Below are 12,410 nucleotides of genomic sequence, written 5' to 3'. Positions count from 1 at the left end.
CGCCGAGTCTCCCCGGCCGCCCGACCCGCGGCAAGGGACTACCGGTCGGCGCCGACTGTCAGATAATCAGTCCTCCATCAACGCGGTCAGGTTTTGCAGGCTGCTGACAAGGGCGCCGGTGTAGCCGAAGATGCGGGCGCACCACTTGGCCACCGCCGCGATGATCTGCGCGGTGACCACGGGGATGGTGATGATGGCGAGCGCCTCGGCGGCCCACACGATCACCCTCGCCACCAGGTCGCAGATCAGGTCGCGGACGATGTCCCGGGTGAACTGGACCAGGTTGCCCGCCGCCTGGGTGGCCGCCGACATGGTGTCGGCCAGCACGGCCAGGCCACCGAGACCGTCCACGTTGTTGGTCATCATCGACCGGTACGACTCGGCGGCGCCACCGCCCCAGTCGGGCAGGTCGGCGGCGAGGCTCGACCGGAGATCCTCGGCCATGGTCTGGAGCGCGCCGGCCATGTTGAGCCACGTCTGCGCGTGCGCCGCGACCTTGTCGGGCATGCCGGCCAGCTTGTCGAGCACCTCGCGCAGCGGCTCGAAGTGCTCCATCACCCAGCCCAGCCCGTTGGCCAGCAGCGCGCTGAAGGGGTCGATCACGGTCGCCGCGGCGTCGCCCACGAGCGAGCCGCCGGCCAGAACGCCGTCGACCCAGCCGCCGCCCTGCACGGACTGGCGGAGACCCTGGAAGCCGTCGGCGAGCGAGACGCCGGTGTACGCGGTGCGGGTGGTCGTCGACATCGCCACCAGGGAAGAGTTCGTCACCATGGTCGGCCCGGTCCGCCGGCCGACCGGATCATGCCCTGCGCGCCACCGTCGACGGCGTCATAGTCGCGACCGGTGGATTCGAGCGCCTCGGCCAGCAGCTGAAGGTTCTCCTCGGCGTACGCGTAAAGCTGGTCCTGGCCGCCGTGCCGGCGCTCGAGGATCGCCGAGATCCACCCGCACAGCAGGCCGTACGCGCTGTCGTCCTGCGAGATCGCGCCGCTCGCACCCTTGATCGCCGCAAGCTGGTCGCGCACCGCCCGCACGTTGGCGGCGTGCCGGAACAGCTGCGACGAGTCCACCTGAAAGGCATCCGACACCTCAGTGCCCCCTCTCACCCCGCTCGTCCTCGTCGGCCGCCGCCCGGTCGGGACGCTCCAGCGCCTGGCGCATCCGGTCGGCGGTGGTGCGCGCCGAGAGCGAGTCGGGTCCCATCGTCTCGACCGCGATGTCGTGCGCCCGGTCGGCGGCCTTCGCCCGGGCGTCACGGAGCGCGCTCATCACCGCCCGCGCCACCACCGCCGGCTCGACACGGTGGATACGGTCGGTCAGCTCCAGCCCGACCAGCACACCGGCCGAGTCGATGGTGACCTCGGCCAGGCCGTTGCCGTCCCGCGCCGTGACCCGCAGCCGCTCCATCCGCTCGCTCATGGCGGCGGCCCGCGCCGCCATCCGGTCGACGTTTTCCTTCCACGAGCGGAGGTACTCGCGGGACGCATCCGGGTCCAGGAACGCCTGGGTATCGGAAACCTCGGGCATGTGCCGGAGTGTAACAACGACAAGCACAAATGGATCACGCTGCGAGAACGACCACCCGGGCATCGACGTTGATGACGTGCCCGTCGCGAGGGTGCGACCCCCTGCAGGTCGCCGGCGGCCGTGGGACGCGCACGCTGGCGATAGTCGGCGAGTCCGGCTCGCCCGTGCTGGAACGTCTCGCGGGCGTGACCCCTCGCCCTGTTCCACGTTGCCCGGCCGCGCACCCCGGCCCCGGCACCCCCCGGCGGCGGGCGGTTCGTCGTCGCCGTGACCGCGGGGTCTCGGGGTCAACGTCTGCCTCCATCGATGTCGGCAACGACCCTGTCGCCGCGGCGCTACCCGCCCGCCCCGCGTCAGGAGGGGGCGATCACCAGGTCTTCGGTGGGAAGGGTCTGGCAGGCGAGGCGCCAGCCGGCGGCCAGTTCGTCGGCCGAGAACATTCCTCGGGTGTCGGTCTCGTAGGCGCCGGAGAGGACGCGTACGCGGCAGGTTCCGCATGCGCCCTCGCCGCAGGACTGCGGCAGGTCGACGCCGGCCGCGTTGGCGGCGTCGAGGACCGACTGACCCGGGTGGCAGGGGAAGGCCGGGTCGCCGTTCGCCAGGCCGATGGTGAACTCGGTGACTCCGGCCGCCGTGGCGGCTACGGCGATGGCGTGCGCCTTCTCCCGGCGGGTCTCCTTGCTGCGGCCGGAGACGAACGCCTCGGTGTGGATCGCCTCGCGGGGCACCCGCAGTTCCGTCAGATGGCCGATCAGATCCTGCATCATCGGCGCCGGGCCGCAGAGATGGACGCGGGTGGCCGGCCCGGCGTACGGCCGCAGCATGTCGACGCCGATCCGCCCCTGCCGGCCCGTCACGACTATCGACACCTCCAGCCCGGGCAGCCGGGACCGCAGGGCCTCGATCTCCGGCCGGAACACCACCTCGTCGTCGGCCCGGTAGCTGGCCAGCAGGACGATCCGGCCGGTGTGGCCGGCGTCGGCCGCCGCCACCAGCACGCTCATCAGCGGAGTGATCCCGACGCCGCCGGCGATCATCAGCAGCAGCGTCTCCGCCGCGACAGCGCCGGGATCCCAGGTGAACTCGCCGTGCGGGCCGCTCACCCGCAGCGCGTGACCGGACTCGAGCTCGTCGTTCAGGTAGCCGGAGCCGAGGCCGTCCGGCTCGTGCTTCACGGCGATCTCGACGAAGTCAGTCTCGCCGGGCCCGCTGCAGATCGAGTACGAGCGTTCGATCGGCTCGACCGCGACGGGCAGCTCGACCTTCAGGTACTGCCCGGCGGCGAACGAGAACGGCATCGCGCCCCCGTCGAGCGGTTCGAAGCGGATCCGCCGGACCGTCGGGGTCAGCGCCTCGATCCCGGCCACCCGAAGGTAGCCCTGCCATCCGGTGTTCCGGTCCCGGGGCGGAGCACCGGCCCGGATCGCCCGCCACATCGTCCCGAGCTGCCGGGGCTTGAGCACCGCGTTCGCCGCCATCAAACCGCCGGCCAGCGCGCCGACGACGCCGGAACCCCAGGCATCCTGGCCGGCAACGAACAAACCCTTCACCGGCGTACGGCATCCCGCGCGCGCCGAACGCAGCCGTTGCGGAGTGGCGGCGAGGCCGTAGAAGGAGCCCATGACGCTGTTCTGGTAGGTCTCGAACGACAGCGGGGTCGCGAGCTCGGCGAACGCGATCGCCGACCGGAAGCCGGGCCATCGGTCCTCCAGGCGGGCGATCAGACGTTCGGTCAGTTCGTTCTTCAGCTTGTGATAACTGTCAGGCCGATCCTCCTCGGGAATCCCGCGCCACTGGTCGACCACCCGGGGATCGACGAGCTCCAGCGCCTCCACCGTGTGGTAGCGGGCGGCCGGGTTGTTGAGCGAGGCGAACGAGACGTACAACGTGCCCTCGCCGGGCGGGCGGTGGAAGCCCTCGTGGTCGTCGAGGTCCGGCATGAGCCAGTGGTTCTCGCCGCGCAGCCCGAACTCGGCCGGTGACCGGCTCATCCCGAGGAAGAGCATGACCGCCGATGGTTCCTCCGGCAGGTCCGCCAACTCCTGGCTCTTTCCGATCAGCGCGTACGTGTTGCGCACGCCGGCCGCCGACACGACGGTGTCGGTCCGCACGTGGTAACGACGGCCGGTGGCGGTGTCCTCGACGTCGACCCCGGCCACCCGGCCCCGCTCGACGACCACGTCGTTCACTCGTTGCCGGGGGCGCATTTCCACGCCGTACGTGCGAAGAATCTCGAGAACGATCCGGCCGAGCTCCTTCGGCCCGCCCACGGGATGCGCCGTTCCCTCCATGAAGAAGGTCAGCGGGACCGCGGCGTGATAGCCGAACGCGCTCGAGGCCGGCGGAATGCCGTACAGACCCCATCGCGCGGCCAGAACGGCCTGCAGACGCGGGTCGCGAACGCTGCGGATGACCTGTTCCCGGAGCGTCCGGTAGGCCGACGGAAAGAGCCGCCGGACAATCGGAAAACCTGATTTCCGTACGCCCGCGGGGAACGACGCGAAGACATTGCGCGCGGCGAGCCCGGTCATGGCCCGGCGCGTGGTTCGCAGGAAGGCGTCGACGTTCTCCGACTCGTCCGGGAACTGTTCGGCGAGGCGCGACCGGAACCGTTCCTTCGTGGCCGGGACGGCGAAGTCGAAATCCGGGAAGTGCAGGACGTCGTAATCGTCCGGCAGCGGCGAGAGCTGCACGCGCCCGTCCGTCATGAACTCGAGGAACGGGCCGGCGTTCGCGCTGATGTAGTGCAGCCCGGTGCCGAACTGGAACCGCCCGGCCCGGGAGAACTCGTGCGTCATCCCGCCCAGCGTGTAGTGCTGTTCGAGGACGAGAACCCGTTTCCCGCCGAACTGCGCGATCGCCCGGGCCGCGGCGAGACCGCCCATTCCCGACCCGATCACGACAACATCGGCTTCCTCGTGCGCGACCATCCCGACCCCCTGGTTGACCGTCCGGCGCGGCCAGCGTGGCGGAGCGGACTTGACGCCGACGGAACGATCCGGGAACCCGTGCGCGGAGTGCCGCGCGATCGCGTCCAGTCCCCCTTCCGTACGCCTTGGAAGGGTGGGGGAATGACTGACACAACACCGACAATCGTGCTGGTGCACGGCGCCTTCGCCGACGGCAGCGGCTTCCTCCCGATCGCTCAACGGCTCCTCGCGGACGGCTATCCGGTGGTCGCCGCTCCGAACCCGCTGCGGGGGCTCTCCTCGGACGCGGCTCAGGTCCGGGCCCTGCTGGACAGCATCGAGGGGCCGATCGTGCTGGTCGGCCACTCGTACGGCGGCGCCGTCATCTCCACCGCGGCGACCGGGCATCCCGGCGTGAAGGCGCTGGTCTACCTGGCCGCGTTCGTGCCGGAGCAGGGGGAGAGCGCCCAGTCCCTGGTCGAGAAGTTCCCCGGCAGCACCGTGGGGGAGTCCGTCAAGCCGGTGCCGCTGCCCGGCGGGCAGGTCGACCTCTACATCGACCCGCGGGTGTTCCACCAGAACTTCGCGGCCGACGTCTCCCCCGAGGAGGCCACTCTCTTCGCGATCACGCAGCGCCCGGCCACCGGCGCGGCCCTCGGCGAGGCCGCCGCCGGCCCGCTGGCCTGGCAGACGATCCCGAGCTACAACCTGATCAGCGGCGCCGACCGGATCATCCCGCCGGCCGCGCAGGAGTTCATGGCCCAGCGCTCCGGAGCGACGGCCCAGGTGGTCGAGGACGCGTCGCATCTGGTCTTCGTCTCGCGCCCGGGCGCGACGGTGGCCCTCATCGAGAAGGCGGCGAAGGACCATGCGTAACAGCGAGATGCACAAGAGCGAGAGCGCCATGCGGTGGGGCCTGTGGATCCACATCTTCTGGTACGTCGTCGCGAACGTGGCTCAGGTCATCGTGTGGTGGCTGGTCACTCCGGACATCTTCTTCTGGCCATTGTGGTCGATCCTGGGCTGGGGCATCGGGCTGGTGGCGCACATCTGGGCCGTGCGTGCCGTGCTCAGCACGCGGACGGCGTAGTCAGAGCAGTTCCTCCTACCTCGCGCTGCCGGCCGCGAGCACCGCGTGCACGGAGGAGACCGCGCTCGCCCCCTCGCCGACCGCGGTGGCCACCCGCTTCGTCGAGCCCGACCGGAGGTCACCGACCGCGAACACGCGGGGCGCGCTGGTCTGATAGGGCGGCGACGCGGTGCGGACGAAGCCGTCGGAGTCCGTGTCCACGCCGGTCAGCCACTCGGAGGCCGGAACGGCGCCGATGGAGCAGAACAGCGCGTGACAGTCCAGGCGGCTCCGGCCGGTGGCTTGCTCGACGACGACAGAGCTGAGCCGGTGGTCGCCGTCGAGGGCGCGGACGGTGGCGCCGGCGTACAGGCGGATCCGGGGGTGTACGCGGATGCGGTCGATCAGATAGGACGACATCCCCGCCTCGAGACCGGCGCCCCGGATGATCAGGTTGACCGTCGCGCCGTGGGCGGCGAGCGACAGGGCCGCCTGCCCGGCCGAGTTCGCTCCGCCGACGACCGCGACCGGCCGGTTCTCGTACGCCCGGACGTCCAGCTCGGTCGCCGCGTACCGGATGCAGCCCGCCTTTTCGAAGGCCGCCCATCGCGGGAGGTCGAGGCGCCGGTAGTGCGCGCCGGTGGCGGCGATCACGGCCCGGGACTCGATCCGCGATCCGTCGGCCAGCAGCACGGCCGGACGGTCCGGGTCGGACAGGTCGAGGCCGGCGACCGGGCACGGCGAGAAGATCCGTACGCCGAACTTGAGCGCCTGCGCCATGGCCAGCCGCGTCAGGTGCTCGCCGCTGACGCCCTGCGGAAAGCCGAGGTAGTTCTCGATCCGCGAGCTCTTCGCGGCCTGACCGCCGAGCCCGCTGCGGTCGAGCAGCACGGTGGCGAGACCCTCGGACGCGCCGTAGACCGCCGCGGCCAGGCCGGCCGGCCCGGCACCCACGACGACCAGGTCGGGCGGCCCGTCGCCGGCTCGGTAGGTGAGCCCCAACGCCCCGGCGACCGTTGCCGGCGTCGCGCGCCGCAGCACGGCGCCGTTGACGAGCGCGGCCGGCAGGTCGCCCGCGCCGACGCCGGCCGACCTCATCAGCTCGTTCCCGGGCGGTGACGCCGCATCGAGCCAGGCGTGCGGCAGGTACAGCTGGGTGACGTAGGTACGCAGGCCCAGCGTCTCCGCGGCGTCCGGCCGTCCGATGATCCGCAGGGCACTTCCGGCGGCCGCGCGGATCACGTCCCGGCGTACGCGGAAAGCTTCGAGCAGGACGTCGGCGAGGTCGGCGTGCTCGGCGATGGCCCGGCGCAACGTGGCCGGACCGATCCGGACGAGATCGCCGGCCGACACCACCCGGGCGGTCAGATAGACGTGCTGGCCGGTGAGCAGGTTGAGCTCGCCCAGGAAGTCGCCCGGGAACCCCCGATAGATCAACCGCTCCGGCTCGGCCGGCGTCGCGTCCCGGACGATGTCGACGGTCGCCGTGCCGAGCAGGAAGAAGTCGTACGAGTCGTCGCCCGGCGTGTACAGCTGCTGCCCGGCCTCGGCCCACTCCGGCTCGCCGTACCCGGCCAGCCGGCCGAACTGCTCGGCGCTCAGAACCGGTCCGCTCGGCGCGTCGTCATCCACCCGCCGGATCCTTCCCGTCGGCACTGAAGTCCGACTGGACGCGTGCTGAACGACCTGCTCGTACGCCACAATCGGCGCAGCGGCTGTCACCGCGAGACCCGGGAGGGCGGCATGGGCGTGGCCGGCGCCGACCCACTCGTCGGGCTGCCCTTCCTCGACCGGGTCGGCCATCGCCCGGATCCCCAGCGCAGGGCCCTCGACGTGGCGTTCGGGGCGGCCGAGGGCGAGCCGCCCGACCTCTTCCTGATCGGCCTGGCCACCCTCGGGGTGATCACCGAACGGCGGGCGCAGACGCCGCTCCTGCTCCTGGTCGACGACGCGCACTGGCTCGATCGGTCGTCGGCCGAGGTGCTGGCGTTCGTGGCGCGGCGGCTCGAGATGGAGCCGGTGATCCTGCTGTTCGCGGTTCGCGACGGTGTGCCCAGTGTTTTCGACGAGACCGGCCTGCCCGATCTCACCCTCACCCGGCTCGACGACGACGCGTCCCGGTCGCTCATCGGCGCGCACGCGGCCGGCCTGCCCGAGGACCTGAAGGCGCGGATCCTCGCCGAGGCGGCCGGCAATCCGCTGGCCCTGATCGAGCTGCCGGCCGCGGCGGGCAATCTCGAGGTGACCCGGTCCTGGGAGCCGCTGCCGCTGACGATCCGGCTCGAGACGGCGTTCGCGACCAGGCTCGTCGCTCTCGACGCCGACGCCCGGGCGCTGGTGCTGCTGGCGGCCCTCGGCGACGGCACGCTCGCGGAGCTGAGCAGCGCGGCCGAGGAACTCCTCGGCCTGCGGTTCGACCCCGGCCAGTGGTCGGCGGCCGCCTCGGCCGGCCTCGGCACGCTCGATGACGACAGGTTCCGGTTCCGGCACCCGCTGGTCCGGTCGGCCGTCCACCAGGCGGCGACCGGCGAGCAGCGACGGATGGCGCATGCCGCGCTCGCCCGCGCGCTGGCCGGCGACCCGGACCGGGCCGTCTGGCATCGGGCGGCGGCCACGCCCGGGCCGGACGAGGAGATAGCCGCGGCGCTCGACGCCCTGGCCGCCCGGGCGGCGGACCGTGGCGGCCTCGACATCGCGTTCTCCGCATTGGAGCGGGCCGCCGGGCTCACCACCGATCCGTCGCTTCTCGCGTTGCGGCTCGCGCGGGCGGGCAATCTCGCGAACCAACTCGGCCGCTCGGCCGAGGCGGTGCGGCTGCTCCGGGCGGCGCTGCGGGACGGACGACTCCCGGCCAACCAGGCGGCGATGGCCGCGTTCGATCTCGAGACCCTCACCATGGCCTGGTCCGGCGCCTCGACAATTCGGCACTTCGCGCGTATCGCCGAGGAGCTCGCCGACCGCGGGGAGGGCCGGCGAGCCCTCGAAGCCCTCGCGGCGGTGTCGGTCCGTGCCTACTGGGACCAGCTCGACGACGGGACGAGGCGGCACGTATCGGCCTTCGTCGCACGACTCGACGTCCCGGCCGACGACCCGCAGCGCTTGGCGGCGCTCGGGCTCATCGATCCGATCCACCGCGGCCCGGAGGTCATCGCGCGGGTCGCGCGGATGTCGCCGGCGGGTCTGTCCGATCCGGACGAGTCGATGGCGGCCGGCCGGGCCGCGATGGCCGTGTGGGCGGACAACCTCGCGCTTCCGTTCCTGCGGTCGGCGGTGGCGGGATACCGCTCCGACGGCCGGCTGGCGCGGCTCGCCCAGGCCCTCATGTACGCGGCGTGGACCAACGTGAACTGCGGCGCGGTTCGGCACGCGATCACCAATGCGGCCGAGGCGGCACGGCTCGCCTCCGAAGCCCGCCAGGTCCGTTTCGGGCGGGCCGCGAGCCTGGCCCAGGCCATCGCCGTGGCCGAGCTCGGCGAGGGGGAGACCGCCGAGGAGCTGATCGCCGACGCCGAGGCGGCGCTGGTGCCGCTGGGCGCCAACCCGCAGCTCTCGCTGATCGCGTTCGCGCGCGGCCGGGCCGCCCTCGCCGCCGATCTGCCCGGCGAGGCGTACCACCATCTGGTTCGCATCTACGATCCCGCGGACCCTTCCCATCAGCCGTACGTCGGGGGCTGGGCATTCGCCGACCTGGTGGACGCGGCCGTACGCGGCGACGGCGATCTCGACCTGGTTCGCGCGCTGCTGAGCGACTGGGGGAAGACCGCGGCCGCCATGGGCGCTCCGCACCTCGAAGTTCAGGTCGCCTATGCGGCGGCGCTGCTGGCCGAGAGCGCGACGGCCGAGGAGCAATTCCGGGCCGTGCTGACGTCGAGCGCCGCGGACTGGCCCTTCTACTCCGCCCGCGCGCGGCTCGCGTACGGAAGCTGGCTTCGCCGCCACCGGCGGGGTGCGGAATCGCGCACACCGCTGCGCGAGGCGGCCCGGATCTTCGACGCCCTCGGCCAGCTGTGCTTCGCCGAACGGGCGCGCCGCGAGCTGCGCGCGTCCGGCGAGCGTGCGCGCCGTCGCGTTCCCGAGGCATGGACCCAGTTGAGTCCCCAGGAGCTCCAGATCGCCCAGCTGGCCGGCGAAGGCCTTTCGAACCGGGACATCGGCGAGCGGCTCTACCTGTCCCATCGGACGGTGAGCACGCACCTGCACCGGCTGTTCCCGAAGCTCGGCATCACCTCCCGCGCCCAGCTCCGCGACGCCCTCGATCCGCCGCGCGGCTGGTAGCGCATCACCGTCAAACGACGTACACGATGATGTGGATTGGTAGTTAGGTTCGATCCGTGCTGAACCGTCCGGCCCCTGAGCCGCACATCTCCGCCGACGGCTGGGGCGCGCCGCACGAGATCGTCGGCCGGGACGGGGCACCGGAAACGGTCGCCGGCTGGCAGGCGGTGACCGCCGCGCTCCTGGCCAGCCAATGCTGCGCGTTCCATCGCAATGTCGAGATCTCGGCACGCTATGCCTGGCTCTACACGCTGCTTCCGGCCTGCTTCAAATGGGCCGGCATGGCCGCGATCGCCTCACACCACGTCCGGCTCGCCCTCTTCCCACTCCGCCTGGACGCCGACCGCACCGGCTACGTCGACATCCCACACAGCCTGAGCCGGCGGCGGCTGCTGCTCACGCAGGACGTGAACACCGTCCGGGAGACGAACAACGCCATCTTCAACGACATCTTCTGGACGCATCTCGCCTACGTCACCGCCGAGGACGGGGTCGCCCGGCTGCGCACGCTGCTGCGATCGGAGCCTCAGTACGCTCCGGTCCTCGCCGGCTTCGAGGCGATCGACGAAGGACGCCGCCTGCTGGAGGACTCAGCCGCGTCGGGCGGCGACCTGATCTGGGCCGGCAACGTCCAGCTCCTCCAACACGAGCAGCACAACCTGGTGCAACCCCAGTTCGACCGCCTCTCGTGCGCATTCGCCCGGCTGGTCTCGATCGGCGCGGCGACGAGCTTCGAGGTGCACGGCCTGCGGCGCGAGATCCAGTACTTCACATCCTTCTATCTCTACTCGGTCATCCACGCGGTCCCGCACGGCCTGCGCGCGCAACCGTGGCCGAGGATCACCCGCTACGACGATCGCTGGCGCTGGCTCGTCACCAGCGTCGTTCCCCGCTTCCGGAGGTTCGATACCGACACGAACCTGATCGATGGGTGCATGCGGCGCATCCTGGCCGAGGCGCGCGCCTTCGCCTTGACCCCGTGCGTGCTCCGGTCGGCGCCTCGGAGTTCTGCTCGCCGGCGAACCCGCAGGTAGGATCGAGCTCGTGCGGCGACCGGCCGTGAACCGACGATGACTCGGGTCGCATGGTGGTACGACCACGAGAGCGGGCTGCCGTGAGCATCCATTTGTCGAGGGGCGGCGCGCTGCGGCGGGTCGTGCTCAGTTGCGACGTGGCGGGATGCCCGATCCAGTTGGAGCCGCCGGCCACCGAGGCGTGGCGCAACGACGCGGACGCCCGCACCTGGGCCCGCGAGCACGCTGTCGGCTGGACGTCGGACCCGATTCGCCAGACTGACTACTGTCCGGGACATGCCCAGTTCAGCACGGCCCCGGCCGCCGGCGTCGCCCCGCCCCGGCCGACGGCCTCCGTTCGAGACCGTTCCGGCAATCCGCTCCACCGCGACGAGTACGCCGACCATTTGCGGGGACTGCTCGTCGACGCCGACCGGTCCGGGGGCCGGCCGCTGACGCTGTCGGCGGCTCAAGCCGCGGTCGCGGCCCGGCTGCTGGACGAGCTGGCGGGCGTGTATCGCGGGGAAGGCCTGGGGGCGCTGGCCCAGGAACTTTCCGCACTGCTCGACGGCCGGGACTGACGGTCGTTTCACCGCACGGGCCCGGCTCAGGCCCAGGCTCAGTGCCCGGTGGGCGGGATGAGCGAGGAATGGCCTTTCTGCTCGTCGCGTTTCAGGCGCTTCGCGGTCTGCTTCTCCTTTATCGTCTTGCCCTTTTTCTTGACGTTCGCCTTGCTGTTCGAGTCCTTGGACATGATCGAACCTCCGTTGCCGGGCCCGCCGACGATGTCGGCGAACTGATCCGCCAACGACCCTACGCCTGATCGGCGCCGCCTCCGGGGTGCCGGTATCCCACCTTGAGCTGCACAAACGACATATCAGCGGGTACGTCCCGGCGCCGCGGAGGGGGTCAGCTCTGCCGGGCGTGTGCGTGGCTCGTCGCCCAGTCGAGGGCGTAGTCGGCCACCTGCTCCCAGCCGGGCTCGACGCCGGTGAAGTGGGAGCGCTCGGGGAACTCGTAATAGTCGGTCAGCGCCTCGGAGTTGCGGTATTTCTTGGCGTTCGAGCGGATCACCGCGGGCGGCATCAGGTGATCCTTGCCGCCGGCGATGAACAGCAGCGGGGCGCGGTCATCCAGGTCGTAGTCGACCCAGGTCTCCTGGTGGCCAGGCTTCCAGTTCGCGATCAGGCCGTACGCCCACACCCAGTTGCCCGGCGCCGGAATGTGGAGACGGTCGTACGCCGCGTCGGACTCCTCCCGGCTGACCGTGTTGGCGAACGCCCAGTGGAACTGCTCCTTGGTGAAGCCCACGGCCCGGTGCCGGTTGGCCGGGTTCTTGAGGACCGGGAACAGGGACCGGATCTGAGACGGCGGGTTCACCCGTACGCCCTCGGGCGGCGCGGTGTCGATGGTCACCGCCGCGGCGCCCAGCCCGCGGTTGACCAGGAGCTGGGTGAAGGTCCCGCCGAACGAATGGCCCATGATGATCGGCGGGCGGTCATCCAAAGTCCGTGGATAAGTACGATGGCCGGCTTCTGCTCGCTCATGGTCTTACCTCCTCGTCGAGGAGACCGAGTCACCGCGGCGATCCGTGACATCTCCTCGGGCCCGTCCGTC

The 12,410-nt window shown here is 71.5% G+C and carries 12 protein-coding genes; 5 read left to right on the top strand and 7 right to left on the bottom strand.

Features of this window, described 5'->3' with window-relative positions; translation table 11 throughout:
* Positions 1 to 66: 66 nt before the first annotated feature.
* The 4 genes from A3CQ_RS0130945 to A3CQ_RS0130930 form a co-directional block, all read right to left on the bottom strand.
* Positions 67 to 744: a WXG100 family type VII secretion target gene (locus A3CQ_RS0130945; RefSeq protein ID WP_169516321.1), complete on the bottom strand. Its 678-nt coding sequence runs from the start codon at positions 742 to 744 to the stop codon at positions 67 to 69.
* 20 nt (positions 745 to 764) lie between these two features.
* On the bottom strand, positions 765 to 1,088 hold the full coding sequence (locus A3CQ_RS0130940) for a type VII secretion target (RefSeq protein WP_026206380.1): 324 nt from the start codon (positions 1,086 to 1,088) through the stop codon (positions 765 to 767).
* Between the two features lies 1 nt (position 1,089).
* The gene (locus tag A3CQ_RS0130935) at positions 1,090 to 1,527 is read right to left on the bottom strand and encodes a YbaB/EbfC family nucleoid-associated protein (RefSeq protein ID WP_020514834.1); all 438 of its coding nucleotides are present in this window, start codon (positions 1,525 to 1,527) and stop codon (positions 1,090 to 1,092) included.
* Positions 1,528 to 1,880: 353 nt separating this feature from the next.
* Entirely contained in the window at positions 1,881 to 4,457 is a 2,577-nt protein-coding gene (locus A3CQ_RS0130930) for an FAD-dependent oxidoreductase (protein ID WP_020514833.1), read from the bottom strand.
* A gap of 141 nt (positions 4,458 to 4,598) precedes the next feature.
* Between A3CQ_RS0130930 and A3CQ_RS0130925 the strand changes: the two genes are divergently transcribed.
* A complete protein-coding gene (locus tag A3CQ_RS0130925; protein ID WP_026206378.1) occupies positions 4,599 to 5,312 on the top strand; it encodes an alpha/beta fold hydrolase in 714 nt (237 codons plus the stop codon).
* Positions 5,305 to 5,526 carry a 2TM domain-containing protein gene (locus A3CQ_RS0130920; protein WP_026206377.1) on the top strand — a complete coding sequence of 74 codons (222 nt, stop codon included), beginning with the start codon at positions 5,305 to 5,307 and terminating at the stop codon, positions 5,524 to 5,526. Before A3CQ_RS0130925 ends, A3CQ_RS0130920 begins: the two co-directional genes overlap by 8 nt.
* A 15-nt stretch (positions 5,527 to 5,541) precedes the next feature.
* On the opposite strand, the gene A3CQ_RS0130915 is transcribed toward A3CQ_RS0130920, so the two are convergent.
* Positions 5,542 to 7,137, bottom strand: a complete 1,596-nt coding sequence (locus A3CQ_RS0130915) for an FAD-dependent oxidoreductase (protein WP_020514830.1) — start codon at positions 7,135 to 7,137, stop codon at positions 5,542 to 5,544.
* Between the two features lie 42 nt (positions 7,138 to 7,179).
* Here A3CQ_RS0130915 and A3CQ_RS54695 point away from each other — a divergent pair, with 42 nt between their 5' ends.
* The 3 genes from A3CQ_RS54695 (at position 7,180) to A3CQ_RS0130900 (ending at position 11,374) form a co-directional block, all read left to right on the top strand.
* Entirely contained in the window at positions 7,180 to 9,780 is a 2,601-nt protein-coding gene (locus A3CQ_RS54695; RefSeq protein ID WP_020514829.1) for a helix-turn-helix transcriptional regulator, read from the top strand.
* Positions 9,781 to 9,836: 56 nt separating this feature from the next.
* Positions 9,837 to 10,814, top strand: coding sequence for a DUF2515 family protein (locus A3CQ_RS57845; protein WP_020514828.1), 978 nt, complete (start codon positions 9,837 to 9,839; stop codon positions 10,812 to 10,814).
* An 80-nt stretch (positions 10,815 to 10,894) separates the two neighbouring features.
* A complete protein-coding gene (locus tag A3CQ_RS0130900; RefSeq protein ID WP_020514827.1) occupies positions 10,895 to 11,374 on the top strand; it encodes a hypothetical protein in 480 nt (159 codons plus the stop codon).
* A gap of 38 nt (positions 11,375 to 11,412) precedes the next feature.
* On the opposite strand, the gene A3CQ_RS0130895 is transcribed toward A3CQ_RS0130900, so the two are convergent.
* Positions 11,413 to 11,601 (bottom strand): hypothetical protein, encoded by a 189-nt coding sequence (locus A3CQ_RS0130895; RefSeq protein WP_020514826.1) that lies wholly within the window; start codon positions 11,599 to 11,601, stop codon positions 11,413 to 11,415.
* Positions 11,602 to 11,702: 101 nt separating this feature from the next.
* Positions 11,703 to 12,299 carry an alpha/beta fold hydrolase gene (locus A3CQ_RS54685; protein WP_020514825.1) on the bottom strand — a complete coding sequence of 199 codons (597 nt, stop codon included), beginning with the start codon at positions 12,297 to 12,299 and terminating at the stop codon, positions 11,703 to 11,705.
* Positions 12,300 to 12,410 lie beyond the last annotated feature (111 nt).

Origin of the sequence: Paractinoplanes globisporus DSM 43857 (genome assembly GCF_000379645.1) — a bacterium.
GTDB lineage: Bacteria > Actinomycetota > Actinomycetes > Mycobacteriales > Micromonosporaceae > Actinoplanes > Actinoplanes globisporus.
Note: the sequence above shows the minus strand (reverse complement) of the source record. Positions and strands in the feature narration are given on the sequence as shown.